Below are 15,028 nucleotides of genomic sequence, written 5' to 3'. Positions count from 1 at the left end.
CATGAGCGGCGCCCTGCCGGTCGCCGACACCGTGCAGGTGCGCCGGTACGCCCGTGAGCTGTTCCGCCGCTATCCGCGCGCGCTCGCCGTCGCGGTGGGTCTGCACGTGCTCGCCGCGGCCGCCGGTCTGGTCGGCCCGCGCCTGCTCGGCGACATCGTGGAGGCCATCCAGCACGGCCGGGCCGCCGCCGTGGTGGACCGGCTGGCCGCGCTGATCGCGGTGTTCGTACTGCTGCAGGCGATTTTCGTACGGTTCGCACACCTGGCGTCGGCCCGGCTCGGGGAGCGGGTGCTGGCCCGGTTGCGGGAGGACTTCGTGGACCGGGTGCTCGCGCTGCCGCTGTCCACGGTGGAACGGGCCGGTAGCGGTGACCTGCTCACCCGGACCACCCGGGACGTGGACGCGCTCAGCAAGTGCGTGCGGTTCGCGGTCCCGGAAACGATGATCGCGATCCTCACCGGCGCCCTGGTGCTCGGCGCGCTGCTGCTGGTCGGGCCGTTGCTGGCGGTGCCGCTGCTGGTGGCCGTGCCGCTGATCGTGGTGAGCACCCGGTGGTACCTGCGCCGCGCCCCGGCCGGCTACCTGCGGGAGAACGCCGCGTACTCGCAGGTCACCGACGGGCTGGCGGAGACCGTCGAGGGCGCCCGCACGGTGGACGCGCTGCGCCGGGACTCCCAGCGCATCGCCCGTACCGACACCGACCTGCACCGGTCGTACCGGGCCGAGCGGTACACGCTGTTCCTGCGCACGGTGTGGTGGCCGATCCTGGAGACCTGTTACGTGCTGCCGATCGCGGCCACGCTGCTGATCGGCGGCTGGTTCGCGTTGCGCGGCTGGGTGACGCTCGGCCAGGTGACCGCGGCGGTGATCTACGTGCAGCTGCTGATCGACCCGCTCGACCGGCTGCTCAGCTGGCTGGACGAACTGCAGGTGGGTGCCGCGTCGCTGGCCCGGCTGCTGGGCGTCGCGGACACCGGCGGTCCGGCCGCCACGGACCGGCGGCCGGACGGCGCGCGGATCGAGGTCGGTGGCGTGCGGTTCGCGTACGTGCCGGGCCGCGAGGTGCTGCACGGCATCGACCTCACGCTGGAACCGGGCGAGCGGCTGGCGATCGTCGGCCCGTCCGGCGCCGGCAAGTCCACGCTGGGCCGGTTGCTCGCCGGGGTGCACGAACCGACCGCCGGCACGGTGACGGTCGGCGGGGTCCGGCTCACCGACCTGCCGCTGGACCGGCTGCGGACCGAGGTCGCGCTGGTCAGCCAGGAACACCACGTGTTCATCGGCACGCTCTACGACAACGTCGCGATGGTCCGGCCGGAGGCGCCCGCCGCGGCGGTCCGGGACGCGCTCGCCGCGGTGCACGCCCTGGACTGGGCCGCCGCGCTGCCGGACGGGCTGGACACCGCGGTCGGCGCCGGTGGCGTGGTGCTGTCCGCGGCGCAGGCGCAGCAGGTGGCGCTGGCCCGGCTGGTGCTGGCCGACCCGCACACGCTGGTGCTCGACGAGGCCACCTCGCTGCTCGACCCGCGGACCGCCCGCGACCTGGAACGCTCGCTGGCCGCGGTGCTGCACGGCCGTACCGTGGTGGCGATCGCGCACCGGCTGTTCTCCGCGCACGACGCCGACCGGGTCGCGGTGGTGGCCGACGGCCGCATCATCGAACTGGGCTCGCACGACGAACTGGTCGCCGCGGGCGGCTCCTACGCCGCGCTGTGGCGGTCCTGGCACGGCGACACGGCGCTAGTTCCGTAACGCCATCGCCCCGGCCAGCAGCACCAGCACCACCGCCGCGATCAGGACCAGGATCAGGAAGTCGCGGCGCGGGCCGTCGTCCAGCTGCGGCAGATCACGGGTCACCGCGGCGAGGTCATCGAGGGTACGGGCACCGCACGCCGCCTCCACCCGCGCGGCGAACTCGTCCAGTGTGAGCCGCCCGGCGCCGGTGTGCCGCTCCAGCGCGGCCAGCACCCGTTGCCGATCCTCGTCCGACGCCCGGATGTCCATCGCCGCATGGTAGCGCCGACGACGAAGGGCGCGCCGCTGACCGCGGCGCGCCCTCGATGCGGGTCGACTCAGAAACCCGGGCCGTGCTGGTGGCCGTGGCCACCGTGGCTGTGGCCGTGACCGCCGGCGGCGGCGGGCTCCGGCTCGGCCGGCTTCTCCACCACGAGGCTCTCCGTGGTGAGCAGCAGCGCGGCGATCGAGACGGCGTTGGAGACCGCGTTGCGGGTCACCTTCACCGGGTCGATGATGCCGGCCGCCACCAGGTCGACGTACTCGTCGGTGGCCGCGTTGAGGCCGTGGCCCCAGCCCAGCTCCGCCGACTTGCCCACCACGACGTAGCCGTCGTGGCCGGCGTTCTGCGCGATCCAGCGCAGCGGCTCGATCAGCGCCTTGCGGACGATGTTGACACCGACCGCCTCCTCGCCGGTGAAGCCGAGGTCACCGTCGAGCGCGGAGGCGATCTGCGCCAGGGCGGCGCCGCCACCCGGGACGGTGCCCTCCTCGACCGCGGCCTTGGTCGCCGCGATGGCGTCCTCGATGCGGTGCTTGCGCTCCTTCATCTCGACCTCGGTGGCGGCACCGACCTTGATGACCGCGATCCCGCCGGAGAGCTTGGCCAGCCGCTCCGACAGCTTCTCGCGGTCCCAGTCGGAGTCCGACGCCTCGATCTCCTTGCGGATCTGCGCGACCCGGTCCTCGATCTCGGACTTGCGGCCACCGCCGTCCACGACCGTGGTGTTGTCCTTGTCGACCACCACGCGCCGGGCCGAGCCGAGCATCTCCAGGGTGACCTGGTCCAGCTTGTAGCCCAGCTCGGGCGCGATCAGCTCGCCGCCGGTGGCGATCGCCATGTCCTGCAGCATCGCCTTGCGCCGGTCCCCGAAGCCGGGAGCCTTCACCGCGGCGACCTTGAGGGTCTTGCGGATCGCGTTTACCACGAGGGTGGACAGCGCCTGCCCCTCGACGTCCTCGGCCACGATGAGCAGCGGCTTGCCGGCCTGCAGGACCTTCTCCAGCAGCGGCAGCATCTCCTCGACGCTGGAGATCTTCTGGGTCGTGATGAGGATGTACGCGTCCTCGAGCACGGCCTCCTGCGACTCGGCGTCGGTCACGAAGTTCGGCGAGATGAAGCCCTTGTCGAACTGCAGACCCTCGGTGACGTCGAGCTCGGTGGCGAGGGCGGAGCCCTCCTCGACGGTGATCACACCGTCGCGGCCGACCCGCTCCATCGCCTCGGCGATCAGCTCGCCGATCGTGGCGTCCTGCGCGGAGATGGTGGCCACGTTGGCGACCGACTTCTTGTCGGCGACCTCGACGGCCTTCTCCAGCAGGGCCTTGGAGACCACCTCGGCGGCGGCGTCCATGCCACGCTTGAGCGCGATCGGGTTGGCGCCCGCGGTCACGTTGCGCAGGCCCTCACGGACCAGCGCCTGCGCGAGCACGGTCGCCGTGGTGGTGCCGTCGCCGGCGACGTCGTTGGTCTTCGTCGCCACCTCCTTGACCAGCTGCGCACCGAGGTTCTGGTACGGGTCGGTCAGCTCGATCTCCTTGGCGATGGTGACGCCGTCGTTGGTGATCGTGGGCGCGCCGAACTTCTTGTCCAGGACGACGTTGCGGCCGCGCGGGCCGAGGGTGACCTTGACCGTGTCGGCGAGCGTGTTGACGCCGTGCTCCAGCAGGTGCCGGGCGTCGTCGGAGAAACTCAGAATCTTCGCCATGTATTGGTCCCTTCACGCATTACCGCCCCGGTCCTCAACTCAAGGACCAGGGCGGCGGATGCAATCAGTAGGTCACTTCTCGATGACCGCGAGGACGTCGCGGGCGGAGAGCACCAGGTACTCCTCGCCGGCGTACTTCACCTCGGTGCCGCCGTACTTCGAGTAGAGGACGGTGTCGCCGACCTGCACATCGATCGGGACGCGGTTGCCCTTGTCGTCGATGCGGCCCGGGCCGACAGCGAGGACGGTGCCCTCCTGCGGCTTCTCCTTGGCGGTGTCGGGGATCACGATGCCCGACGCCGTCGTCGTCTCAGCCTCGTTCGCCTGGACCACGATGCGGTCCTCGAGCGGCTTGATCGCAACCTTGGTCGCGGTAGTCACGGGCATACCCTCCTGGGTACAGATTTCGCCGGCCATGGTGCAGGCCGAGCTCATGCCTCATGCCACCGGGCGGGGCCGTCGTCGCGGGTGCCGGTCCGCCTGGCGCAAGCGCGGCCCGGATTGGGCTCGCGCTGGCACCCTCGTGGTGAGAGTGCTAATCGGAGATTATGCCGGAACTAGCACTCCGTCAACCAGAGTGCCAGCCGAGTCACCCGTGGAGAATGACCGCTCGTGGATCCGGAACTCTTGGCCGACCTGCGTACTCCCCTCGGAGCGGACGCCCTGGCCGTCGCGGCCGAGGTGGCCGACGCCGACCCGTTGGTCGCCGCCACCCGGCTGCGCGCCCGCGGCGTGGCGCCGGCCCTGGCCGCCGCCGCCCTCACCCAGGCCGACCTGCGGCGCCGGGCGGCGGCGAAGTTCGGACCGGACGCGGCGGGCATGTTCCTCACCCGGCCCGGCCTGGAACAGGCCACCCGGGCCGTGGTGGCCGACCGGCGCGCCGCCCGGCTGGCCGCCGCCGGGGTGCGGACCCTGGCCGACCTGGGGTGCGGGCTGGGCTCCGACGCGCTGGCCGCGGCCCGGGCCGGCATCCGGGTGTACGCGGTCGACGCCGACCCGCTCACCGCCGCGATGGCCCGCGCCAACGCCGACGCCGCCGGACTCGCCGACCGGGTGACCGTGGAGTGCGCCGACGCCACCACGGTCGAGGTGGAACGGTTCGACGCGGTCTTCGCCGACCCGGCCCGGCGGCGCGCGGGCGGCGGCCGGGTGTTCGACCCCCGCTCGTACTCCCCGCCCTGGGACTTCGTGGCCGGCCTGGCCGGCCGGGTGCCGCGCACTGTGCTCAAACTCGCCCCCGGCATCGACCACGCACTGCTCCCGCCCGGCGCCGAGGGCGAGTGGGTGAGCGTGGACGGGGACCTGCTGGAGGCCGCATTCTGGTGCGGGCCCTTGGCCGCCGCCCCGCGCCGCGCCACCCTCCTGCCCGGCGCCGCGGAACTCACCGGGACCGGCACCGTGACCGGGCCGGTCGGTCCGGTCGGCACCTACCTGTACGACCCGGACCCCGCCGTGGTGCGGTCCCACCTGGTCGCCGAGTTCGCCGAGACGGTCGGCGGGCGGCTGGCCGACCCGGACATCGCCTACGTCTACACCGACGCGCCGGTGGACACGCCGTTCGCCCGGCGGCTGGCGGTCACCGACGTGCTGCCGTTCTCCCTCAAGCGGCTGCGCACGCTGCTCCGCGAGCGGGGAGTGGGGCGGTTGGAGATCCGGAAGCGGGGCTCCGCCCTGGAGCCGGAGAAGCTGCGGCGGGACCTGCGATTGTCGGGTTCGCGGGGTGCGTCGATGGTGCTGACCCGGGTCGCGGGGGCGCCGACCGTACTGCTCTGCCGCCCCTGACCGGGGTGTCGCGCCGATCGGGGCACCGCGTCGTGCTTGCTCACCCGGCCCGGACGGCGAGGTCGTGTGGACGGTGTTGGTGTGCCAGTGGAGCGCTCCAGTGGTACGCCGACGTGGTTATGAGCGCCTGATAACCGCACTGGTGTTCCACCGAGGCGCGCCGGGTGCTCGGAAATGTGGCCTTGGGACGGCAGTTAGGGGGTGCGGCGGTCGCGGGGGTCGATTTGCCCGGAACGTCCGCACGGGTAGAGCGTCGATGTCCGGCGCGCGGCGGCGTGTCGCAGGCGTGGCGGGTCGCGTGTGGTTCCGAAGGTGTTAGGCGGGTGTGGGCTTCCGGAGTCCTCCACTTTTGTGCGGCGGGCGCGGGGTGCTGCGTGTGCGGTTCGTGGGTGTTTGGCACGCCGCCGCTTGCAAGGCGGGCTTGGGGTGCTGCATGTGTGGTTCTCGGGTGCTCAGCGCGCCGCAGCTCCGCACGCCGTGCTCGGGCGATAGAAGCGTGTCGAGTTGCGGCGCGCAGCGCACCACTACGCCACACGCCATGGTCGGAGAGGGGCAGATGATGTCCTGTAACGGGGTAAATGGGCTGATGCGGCCGGTGGGAGAGGCGACGTTGCGCAGCCGTGGTCGACATGCTGCGACCCACAGGCATGGCGGGGCAGCGTGCCTGCAGGCGTGGCGGGGCGGCGGGGCGGCGTGCCTGCAGGCGTGGCGGGGCGGCGTGCCTGCGGCGTGGGGCGGGGTGCAGGCGGGGCGGGGCAGGGTGCGGGCGTGGCGGGGCGGCGTGCTTGTAGCCGGGGCGGGGCAGGGTGCAGGCGTGGCGTGGCGTGGCGTGGCGGGGCGCAGGCGTGGCGGCGCGGGATGTCTGTAGGCGTGGGCGGCGGGGTGATGGAGTGGCGGCGGGGCGTAGCGTGCGCCGCATGGCGAAGAAGGCGGCCGGCACCCCGGCGACCGTCCTGCTGGTCGCGCGGAAGATCGACCACGACCTCCATCCGTACGACGTCTCGCCGGACGCCCCGAACTATGGTGCCCTGGTCGCCGAGGCCCTGGGCGTACCGCCGGAGCGGTTGTTCAAGACGTTGATCGCCGAGGTGGACGGCGCGCTGACCGTGGCGGTCGTCCCGGTCACCGGGGATCTGGATCTGAAGGCGCTGGCGCACGCGACCGGCGGCAAGCGGGCCGTGCTGGCGGACCGGGCGGCGGCGGAGCGGAGCAGCGGGTACGTGCGCGGCGGGATCAGCCCGCTCGGTCAGCGGCGGCGTCTGCCGACCGTGGTGGACGACTCGGCGCCGGCGCTGGATTCGATGTACGTCTCCGCGGGCCGCCGCGGGCTTCAAGTTTCGCTGGCGCCCGCCGATCTGATCGGGTTGACCAACGCCGTAGTGGCACAAATTCGGACATAGAGCTCGATAAGCGATACGACCTTCGGGACCGTTACGGCACCGTTACTCGGCGGGAGGAGCTTTCTCCGGGGATTCGGCAAGTTAGGACCTCGGAGTGACTTAGCGTCACGTTGTGGTACGACGCAGGTCACCGTCATCGTGGCGGTACGCGGTTGACGAGGTGGGAGTCTCCGTGTCACCGCCGTGTTGCCGGATTGTTATGCCGAGCGGCCAGAACGCCTGGCAAGACTTCTTGTGCTACAGGGCGCAACGGGAATACGTTGCCGGACACAACAAACTGTCTCTGATCCGCTTGCGTCCCGGAGCGCATACTCCCGGCAACGCACGCTGGAGTTCGACTAAGGCCCGGATACACCCCGAAAGGACACAAGAATGCGTAAGGGAATGTTCGCCCTTGCTGCCGTAGGCCTCCTGGCCACCGGCAGCATGGCCGCCTGCGGCGACGACGCCGGCTCCGGCAGCGGCAGCACCGGTGGCGGCAACGCCGCCCCGGGCAAGGTCGGCGTGATCCTGCCCGACACCAAGAGCTCGCAGCGCTGGAGCGTCGACGACCCCAAGTTCCTGAAGGCGGCGTTCGACGCGGCGGGCGTTCCGGTCGAGATCCAGAACGCGCAGGGCGACAAGAGCCAGTTCCAGACGATCGCGGACAGCATGATCTCCAGCGGCGTCAAGGTCCTGATGATCGCCAACCTGGACTCCGGCACCGGTAAGGCCGTGCTGGACAAGGCCAAGGCCGCGGGTATCGCCACCATCGACTACGACCGTCTGACGCTGAACGGCGGCGCGAACTACTACGTGTCGTTCGACAACGTCAAGGTGGGCGAGCTGCAGGGCCAGGGCCTGGTCGAGTGCCTGACCGCGATGAAGGTGAGCAAGCCGGTCGTGGCCGAGCTGAACGGCTCGCCGACCGACAACAACGCCACGCTGTTCAAGCAGGGCTACGACTCGGTGCTGCAGCCGAAGTACGACTCCAAGGAGTACGTCAAGGGCCCGGACCAGTCCGTTCCGGACTGGGACAACGCCCAGGGCGGCACGATCTTCGAGCAGATGCTCACCCAGAACCGCAACATCAAGGGTGTGCTGGCCGCCAACGACGGCCTCGGCAACGCGGTCATCTCGGTGCTGAAGAAGCAGAAGCTCAACGGCAAGGTCCCGGTGACCGGCCAGGACGCGACCGTGCAGGGTCTGCAGAACATCCTCGTGGGCGACCAGTGCATGACCGTCTACAAGGCGATCAAGGAAGAGGCCGACGCGGCGGCCGGGCTGGCCATCGCGATCGCCAAGGGCGAGAAGCCGACCACCGCCACCGGCGTCACGAAGGACCCGGAGTCGGGTGCCGACGTCCCGTCGGTGCTGCTGACCCCGAAGTCGATCACCAAGGCCACGGTCAAGGACGTCGTCGCGGATGGCTTCGTGACCAAGGAGACGCTCTGCACCGGCACCTTCGCCAAGCTGTGCACGGACAACGGCATCAGCTGACCTGAACCGGGGGTCACCCCGAACGGCTCCACGACGGCGCCGCTCATGCCCCTGGGCATGGGCGGCGCCGACCGTGAGCCCTACCCCCCAACCCGGTCACCGAGCGAAGGAGAACCATCCGTGGCCGCCTCACCTCTTCTGGAGCTACGCGGGATCGACAAGAGCTTCGGCCCTGTCCAGGTCCTGCACGATGTCGGACTCAGCGTCTACCCCGGCGAGGTCACCGCGCTCGTCGGCGACAACGGCGCGGGCAAGTCGACGCTGGTCAAATGCGTCAGCGGCATCTACACCATCGATGCGGGCACGGTGACGTTCGACGGCAAGCAGGTGGCCATCCACACCCCGCGCGACGCCTCCACGCTGGGCATCGAGGTGGTGTATCAAGACCTCGCGCTCTGCGACAACCTGGACATCGTGCAGAACATGTTCCTGGGCCGCGAGAAGGTCAAGGGCATCGTGCTGGACGAGCCGACCATGGAGCAGATGGCCGGCGACACGCTGGCCGGTCTCTCGGTGCGCACCGTGAAGTCGCTGCGCCAGCTGGTGGCCAGCCTCTCCGGTGGTCAGCGGCAGACCGTCGCCATCGCCAAGGCGGTGCTCTGGAACAGCCGCGTGGTCATCCTCGACGAGCCCACCGCAGCGCTGGGCGTGGCCCAGACCGCCCAGGTGCTGGAACTGGTCCGCCGGCTGGCGGACAACGGGCTCGGCGTCGTGCTGATCTCGCACAACATGAACGACGTGTTCGCGGTGTCCGACCGGATCGCCGCGCTCTACCTGGGCCGGATGGCCGCCCAGGTGAAGACCGCCGACGTGACCCACTCCCAGGTCGTCGAGCTGATCACCGCCGGGCGCAGCGGCAACCTCGGCCTGCCGCCCGAGACCCCGAACGACTTCGTCGACATCACGCCCGCGGGAGACGAACGATGAGCACAACCGCCACCACTCCCTCGGCCGGTGCGGTCAAGGTGCAGAAGCCGACCGTGGCCAGCCACGTCAACGACTACTGGGGACGGGTCCGCGGCGGCGACCTCGGCGCGCTGCCGGCCATCCTCGGCCTCGTCGTGCTGTGCCTGATCTTCGGCGCGGCCCGCCAGGACACGTTCCTGAGCACGCTCAACTTCGCCAACCTGTTCTCCCAGGGCGCCCAGGTCATCCTCATCGCCATGGGCCTGGTCTTCGTGCTGCTGCTCGGCGAGATCGACCTGTCCGCCGGCTTCGCCAGTGGCGTGTGCGGCGCGGTCATGGCGATCCTGCTGACCAACCACGGCTGGGACTGGTACACCGCCGTCCCGGCCGCGTTGATCACCGGCCTGGTCATCGGCTTCGTGCTGGGCTTCCTGGTCGCCAAGGTGGGCATCCCGTCGTTCGTGGTGACGCTCGCCGCGTTCCTCGCCTTCCAGGGCATCCTGCTGGTGCTGCTCAGCGGCGGCATCAACGTGTCGGTCCGCGACCCGTTCGTGCTCAAGCTCGCCAACAGCAACATGTCCGTGCTGTGGAGCTGGGTGCTGGCCATCGGCTCGGTCGTCGCGTACGCGGCGCTCCAGCTCAACCGCATCCGCAGCCGGGCGGCCCGCGGCCTGACCACCGACCCGGTGGGCATCGTCGCGCTGCGGATCGGCGGACTGGCCCTGGTGCTGCTGGTGGCGACCGCGCTGCTCACCCAGGAGCGCAGCATCAACCCGGTGATCATCTCGGTCAAGGGCGTGCCGATCGTCGTACCCATCATCGCGTTCTTCCTGGTCCTGTGGACGTTCGTGCTGAGCCGGACGACCTACGGCCGGCACGTGTACGCGGTCGGCGGCAACGCCGAGGCGGCCCGGCGCGCCGGTATCCCGGTGGACCGGATCCGCATCTCGGTGTTCGTGATCGGCTCGTTCATGGCGGCCATCGGCGGCATCCTGGCGGTCAGCCGGGCCAACTCGGTCGACCCGAACACCGGCGGCAGCAACGTCCTGCTCTACGCGGTGGGCGCGGCCGTGATCGGTGGCACCAGCCTCTTCGGCGGCAAGGGCAAGGTGGTCAACGCGGTGATCGGCGGTGCCGTGGTCGCGGTCATCGACAACGGCATGGTGCTGATGGGCTACAGCTCGGGTGTCAAGTACATCTTCACCGGTCTGATCCTGCTGATCGCCGCCAGCGTGGACGCGCTGTCCCGGCGCAGAGCGGCCGCCACCGGCACATGATGGACGAGGCCCTGGGTATGGGGACGGCCCGCTGATGCGGGCCGGCCCCAGTCCGGAGGAGGTACGCCGGCACAACCTCGGGACCCTGCTGCGGTACGTGCACGTCCACGGCGCCACCTCCCGGGCGGAACTCACCAACCGGCTCGGCCTGAACCGCAGCACCATCGGGGCCCTCACCGCGGAACTCACCACCGCCGGGCTGGTCCACGAACAGGCGCCGGGCGAGACCGGCCGGGCCGGGCGACCCTCGCTGGTCGTCCGGCCCGAATCGTCGATGGTCTACGCGTACGGCATCAGCATCGAGGTGGACCGCCTGCGGGTGGCCCGGGTCGGCCTGGGCGGGCACATCCAGGACCGCCGGGAGACCGACCGCCCGCGCGGCATGCAGGTCGTCGACGCGGTGCAGCCGCTGGCGACGTTCATCCGGGACATGCGCAAGGACGCGCCGGATGCGGCCCGCTGCATCGGCGGCGGCCTCGCGGTCGCCGGGATGGTACGCCGGGACGACGGCGTGGTCCGCCTCGCGCCGACCATCGGCTGGGTCGACGAGCCGGTCGGTGAGGCCCTCACCGCCGAACTCAGCCAGCAGATGGGTACGGACGTCGGCCGCCTCACCGTCGGCAACGTCGCGGACGTGTCCGCCATGGTGGAGCACAGCCGGGGCGCCGCGGTGGGCTGCGACAACGTCATCTACCTGTACGGCGACGTGGGCGTCGGCGGCGGCATCGTCACCGGCGGGCGGCGGGTCAGCGGCCACGGCGGGTACGGCGGCGAGGTCGGCCACATGGTGGTCAACCCGCAGGGCCGGCCGTGCAGCTGCGGGTCCCGCGGCTGCTGGGAGACCGAGGTGGGCGAGAACGCGCTGCTCCGGCTGGCCGGGCGGGAGGACCGCACCGGGCGCGAGGCGGTGCTGGACGTGGTCGAGGCGGCGATGCGCGGCGACCGTACCGCCCAGCACGCGGTCCGCCAGGTGGGGGACTGGCTCGGCTTCGGCGTCGGCAACCTGGTCAACATCTTCAACCCGGAGACCGTCATCTTCGGCGGCACGCTCCGCGACATCTACCTGGTCGCCGCCGCGCAGATCCGCAGCCGGCTGAACTCGGTGGCGCTGCCCGCCTGCCGCGAGCACATCCGCCTGCGTACCCCCGAACTCGGATCCGACGCCGCCCTGATCGGCGCCGCCGAACTGGCGTTCGAGCACCTGCTGGAGGACCCGCTCTGCTGAGCGGCCGGCCCGGGGCCGGATGTCCGGCCCGGTGGCCGGGATGCAAGGCTCGTGCTGCGGCGCGACGGGTGGGCGCCGCTGATCCATTCCGGACGGAGGACGTGGGTTGATCGTCGTCGTCGAGGGCCCGAGCGCCGCCGGGAAGACGTCGTGGTGCCGGCGGCAGGTGGGCCGGTTCGTGGCCGAGCAGGTGCCGACCGGCGCGGAACCGGCCGACGGGCAGGCGCTGGCCCGGCACTGGGTCCGGGTCGGGATCCGGCGCTGGGCCGAGGCGCAGGAGCAGGAGTGCCGGGACGGCGTCGCGTTCTGTGACACCGATCCGGTGCGGCTGCACTACGCGTGGGGGATGGCGGCGCTCGGGCTGGCGCCGCGGGCCCTGTTCGACCGGGAACTCGCCGTCGCCCGGGTCGCGTTCGAGGCCGGACAGCTGGGCCTGGCCGACGCGGTGCTGGTCGGCCTGCCGGACGTGGAGACCCTCCAGCGCCGGCGCGACCAGGACCCGACCCGGCGGCGGCGCAACTTCGCCACCCACGTGCAACTGCGCGAACCCCTCCGGCAGTGGTACGCCGCCCTGGACCGGCTCGACCCCGGACGGGTGATCTGGGACCTGCCCGCCGACGGGATGCCCGACCTACCCGGCCCGCGTCCCCGGCGCACCGGGGTGGACCTGCTCGACGCGCTGGTGTCCGCGCTGCCACCGCTCCGGCCACCGGTAACCACGCCGTAAGGTCGGTTCCGCGCTCGCGGGTGCACGATGGGACGGTGAAACTTTCCGTCCGTGCCGGCCTGTCCGGTGTCGCGGCCGCCGCGGTCGCGCTGGGGCTCGCCGAAGTCGTCGCGGTCTGGACCGGCCCGCTCTCCGCACCGCTGCTCGCGGTCGGCGGGGTGGTCGTCGACTCGGTGCCGGCGCCGGTGAAGGACGCCGGGATCGCGGTGTTCGGGGTGCATGACAAAACCGCACTGATCACGGGTACGGCCATCCTGCTCGCCGGGTACGCCTGGCTGCTCGGCCTGGTGGCCCGGCGGTCGTGGCGGCTGGCGCTCGCGGGCATCGCCCTGTTCGGGCTGATCGGGGTGGCCGCCGCGGTGACCCGGCACGACGCCGGACCGCTGACCGCGTTGCCGTCGGTGGTGGGCGCGGCGGTCGCGGTCCCGGTGCTGGGCTATCTGCTGTCGCTGGCCGGCGCCCGCACCCGGCCCGTCCCGTCGGCCCTGGCCGGTGCGCCGGGCGCCTCCGTGATGCCGGATTCATCGGCGGGCGCGAGTGCGCCGGTCGAGCCGTCTGCGTCCGGAGTGCCGGCTGCGTCCGGAGTGGCGGGAGTTGCCGGAGTGCCGGCTGTGTCCGGAGTGGCGGGAGTTGCCGGAGTGTCGGGCACTTCTGCGATGCCGGATGCATTGGCGGAGTCGGGGGTCGGTGCTGCCGGAGGCCGGCGGGCGGGTGCCAGGGCGGACGGTCCGGGGGAAGGCGGGACTCAGGCGGCGGTCGGGGGCCCCGAATCGGCGTACCCCGGTGGTGGGGATCTTGTCGTGCCGAGCCGGCGGCGGTTTCTCCAGGTCCTGGGGATCGCGGCTGGGGTGGCCGCGGTCGGCGGCGTCGGCGGGCGGCTGCTCACCTCGCGCCGGGCGGTGGCCGCGGCGCGTGCGGCGGTGGTGTTGCCGCCGGCGGTGCGGCAGGCGCCCGTGACGCCGGCGAACGCGCAGGCGCCGGGTGCGGTGGCCTATGTGACGTCCAACGCGGATTTCTACCGGATCGACACCTCGCTGTACCCACCTCAGATCGACCCGGCCGGCTGGGAGCTGCGCATCCACGGCCTGGTCCGCAACCCGATCACGCTCACCTGGGATCAGCTGTTGCGGCGGCCGATGGTCGAGCGGTACGTGACGCTGGCCTGCGTGTCGAACGAGGTGGGCGGCGACCTGATCGGCAACGCGCTCTGGCTGGGCACGCCGATCAAGGCGTTGCTGGACGAGGCCGACCCGCTGCCGGACGCGGACCAGGTGGTGCAGCGCTCGATCGACGGCTGGACCTGTGGCAGCCCCACCGCGCAGCTGCGGGACGGGCGGGACGCGCTGCTCGCGGTCGGCATGAACGGTGCGCCGCTGCCGGTGGAGCACGGGTTCCCGGCGCGGATGGTGGTGCCGGGGCTGTACGGCTACGTATCGGCGTGCAAGTGGATCACCGAGATCGAGCTGACCCGGTTCGCCGACTTCGACGCGTACTGGGTGCCGCGGGGCTGGTCCGCGCAGGCACCGATCAAGACCCAGTCCCGGATCGACACCCCGCGCGACGGTGCCGGCCGGCGGGCCGGTGCGGTGACGGTGGCCGGCGTGGCCTGGGCGCAGCACCGCGGGATCGCCCGGGTGGAGGTGCAGGTGGACGACGGCCCCTGGCAGGCCGCCACGCTCGCCGGCACGGTGTCGACCGACACCTGGCGGCAGTGGTCCTGGTCGTGGCCCGCCACGCCGGGCCGGCACACCTTGCGGGTACGGGCCACCGACACCACCGGTGCGACGCAGACCGACCGGACCGCGCCGCCCGCTCCGGACGGTGCGACGGGCCGGCACACCATCGACGTCACGATTGAGTAGTCGGCGCGCCGGGGTCGGTAGGGGCGGTCGCCGAAGCCGCACTGCGCGTCCGACTTCGGGCGGAGATTCGCTCCTACGGTGGCTTGCATGTCCACCGATGCGGTTGATGAACCGCTGAACAGAACGGCGCGGCCGGAGCATCTGGGCCGCGCCGCGAGCTGTGTGGTGATTCCGCGTGTCGGGCGGCGTCAGGCCGCCGGTACCTGCCGTTGTGCCGGTACCGCGGACTTGTGGGGTCGGCCGAGGCGTGCCTCGAGCCGGGCAAGGTCGACGCGTCCGTGATGCCGGTCGGCAAGGTCCTCCCAGCCGACCGCGAGCAGCCGCAGCCGCTCCGCTTCGCTGAAACCTCCCCAGACCCCGTACGGCTCACGGACCGCGAGAGCGTGCGCGGCGCATTCCGCCCGAACCGGGCAGGCGCCGCAGACACTCTTGGCCTTCGCCTCGCGGCGGTTGCGGGACGACCCGCGCTCGCCGTCGGGGTGGAAGAACTGGGCGCTGTCCCGCCCCCTGCACAGGCCGAGTCGCTGCCAATCCCAAAGGTCGGCGATGGGCCCGGGCAGTCTGCGAACGTTCGACATCAACACCCTCCTCCCGCGCGGCACCGCGGAGTGTTGTCATTTCGGGACCGGTCACCGGCCTGCGCCGGG

The 15,028-nt window shown here is 71.9% G+C and carries 13 protein-coding genes; 9 read left to right on the top strand and 4 right to left on the bottom strand.

Annotated elements, in window-relative coordinates:
• The first annotated feature begins 1 nt into the window (after position 1).
• The gene (locus LDL48_RS38105; protein WP_225260049.1) at positions 2-1,753 is read left to right on the top strand and encodes an ABC transporter ATP-binding protein; all 1,752 of its coding nucleotides are present in this window, start codon (positions 2-4) and stop codon (positions 1,751-1,753) included.
• On the opposite strand, the gene LDL48_RS38100 is transcribed toward LDL48_RS38105, so the two are convergent.
• The 3 genes from LDL48_RS38100 to groES all read right to left on the bottom strand — a co-directional run bounded on the left by LDL48_RS38100 (position 1,742) and on the right by groES (position 4,104).
• Positions 1,742-2,005, bottom strand: a complete 264-nt coding sequence (locus tag LDL48_RS38100; RefSeq protein ID WP_225260030.1) for a DUF1707 SHOCT-like domain-containing protein — start codon at positions 2,003-2,005, stop codon at positions 1,742-1,744. The two genes, LDL48_RS38105 and LDL48_RS38100, sit on opposite strands and share 12 nt — an antisense overlap.
• 68 nt (positions 2,006-2,073) lie before the next feature.
• Positions 2,074-3,723 (bottom strand): chaperonin GroEL, encoded by a 1,650-nt coding sequence (gene groL, locus LDL48_RS38095; protein WP_225260029.1) that lies wholly within the window; start codon positions 3,721-3,723, stop codon positions 2,074-2,076.
• Positions 3,724-3,795: 72 nt separating this feature from the next.
• Complete coding sequence (gene groES / locus LDL48_RS38090; RefSeq protein WP_023358324.1) at positions 3,796-4,104, bottom strand: co-chaperone GroES; 309 nt, start codon at positions 4,102-4,104, stop codon at positions 3,796-3,798.
• Between the two features lie 231 nt (positions 4,105-4,335).
• On the opposite strand from groES, the gene LDL48_RS38085 reads away from it, so the two are divergent.
• The 8 genes from LDL48_RS38085 to LDL48_RS38050 all read left to right on the top strand — a co-directional run bounded on the left by LDL48_RS38085 (position 4,336) and on the right by LDL48_RS38050 (position 14,381).
• Positions 4,336-5,505, top strand: coding sequence for a class I SAM-dependent methyltransferase (locus LDL48_RS38085; RefSeq protein ID WP_225260028.1), 1,170 nt, complete (start codon positions 4,336-4,338; stop codon positions 5,503-5,505).
• A 917-nt stretch (positions 5,506-6,422) separates the two neighbouring features.
• Positions 6,423-6,905 carry a Cys-tRNA(Pro) deacylase gene (ybaK, locus tag LDL48_RS38080; RefSeq protein ID WP_225260027.1) on the top strand — a complete coding sequence of 161 codons (483 nt, stop codon included), beginning with the start codon at positions 6,423-6,425 and terminating at the stop codon, positions 6,903-6,905.
• Between the two features lie 372 nt (positions 6,906-7,277).
• Positions 7,278-8,384 (top strand): sugar ABC transporter substrate-binding protein, encoded by a 1,107-nt coding sequence (locus LDL48_RS38075; protein ID WP_225260026.1) that lies wholly within the window; start codon positions 7,278-7,280, stop codon positions 8,382-8,384.
• A gap of 120 nt (positions 8,385-8,504) precedes the next feature.
• Complete coding sequence (locus LDL48_RS38070) at positions 8,505-9,311, top strand: ATP-binding cassette domain-containing protein (protein WP_225260025.1); 807 nt, start codon at positions 8,505-8,507, stop codon at positions 9,309-9,311.
• Positions 9,308-10,567 carry a sugar ABC transporter permease gene (locus LDL48_RS38065; protein WP_225260024.1) on the top strand — a complete coding sequence of 420 codons (1,260 nt, stop codon included), beginning with the start codon at positions 9,308-9,310 and terminating at the stop codon, positions 10,565-10,567. The genes LDL48_RS38070 and LDL48_RS38065 overlap by 4 nt, the downstream gene beginning before the upstream one ends.
• Before the next feature lie 34 nt (positions 10,568-10,601).
• Positions 10,602-11,792 carry an ROK family transcriptional regulator gene (locus LDL48_RS38060; RefSeq protein ID WP_225260023.1) on the top strand — a complete coding sequence of 397 codons (1,191 nt, stop codon included), beginning with the start codon at positions 10,602-10,604 and terminating at the stop codon, positions 11,790-11,792.
• Between the two features lie 106 nt (positions 11,793-11,898).
• Complete coding sequence (locus LDL48_RS38055) at positions 11,899-12,519, top strand: hypothetical protein (RefSeq protein WP_225260022.1); 621 nt, start codon at positions 11,899-11,901, stop codon at positions 12,517-12,519.
• A gap of 35 nt (positions 12,520-12,554) precedes the next feature.
• Positions 12,555-14,381 (top strand): molybdopterin-dependent oxidoreductase, encoded by a 1,827-nt coding sequence (locus tag LDL48_RS38050; RefSeq protein ID WP_225260021.1) that lies wholly within the window; start codon positions 12,555-12,557, stop codon positions 14,379-14,381.
• A 188-nt stretch (positions 14,382-14,569) separates the two neighbouring features.
• Here the strand turns inward: LDL48_RS38050 and LDL48_RS38045 are convergent, their stop codons facing one another.
• Positions 14,570-14,959, bottom strand: a complete 390-nt coding sequence (locus tag LDL48_RS38045) for a WhiB family transcriptional regulator (RefSeq protein ID WP_225260020.1) — start codon at positions 14,957-14,959, stop codon at positions 14,570-14,572.
• Between the last annotated feature and the right edge of the window lie 69 nt (positions 14,960-15,028).

It is taken from the genome of Jidongwangia harbinensis (assembly GCF_020216025.1).
Classification (GTDB): domain Bacteria; phylum Actinomycetota; class Actinomycetes; order Mycobacteriales; family Micromonosporaceae; genus Actinoplanes; species Actinoplanes harbinensis.
This window is presented reverse-complemented; position numbering and strand designations above follow the sequence as displayed.

What these genes read in the sequence shown, in the direction of transcription:
- LDL48_RS38105 (WP_225260049.1), top strand. Translation starts at nt 2, where the DNA reads ATGAGCGGCGCCCTGCCGGTCGCCGACACCGTGCAGGTGCGCCGGTAC.
- LDL48_RS38100 (WP_225260030.1), bottom strand. Translation starts at nt 2,005, where the DNA reads ATGGACATCCGGGCGTCGGACGAGGATCGGCAACGGGTGCTGGCCGCG.
- groL (WP_225260029.1), bottom strand. Translation starts at nt 3,723, where the DNA reads ATGGCGAAGATTCTGAGTTTCTCCGACGACGCCCGGCACCTGCTGGAG.
- ybaK (WP_225260027.1), top strand. Translation starts at nt 6,423, where the DNA reads ATGGCGAAGAAGGCGGCCGGCACCCCGGCGACCGTCCTGCTGGTCGCG.
- LDL48_RS38075 (WP_225260026.1), top strand. Translation starts at nt 7,278, where the DNA reads ATGCGTAAGGGAATGTTCGCCCTTGCTGCCGTAGGCCTCCTGGCCACC.
- LDL48_RS38065 (WP_225260024.1), top strand. Translation starts at nt 9,308, where the DNA reads ATGAGCACAACCGCCACCACTCCCTCGGCCGGTGCGGTCAAGGTGCAG.
- LDL48_RS38060 (WP_225260023.1), top strand. Translation starts at nt 10,602, where the DNA reads ATGCGGGCCGGCCCCAGTCCGGAGGAGGTACGCCGGCACAACCTCGGG.
- LDL48_RS38045 (WP_225260020.1), bottom strand. Translation starts at nt 14,959, where the DNA reads ATGTCGAACGTTCGCAGACTGCCCGGGCCCATCGCCGACCTTTGGGAT.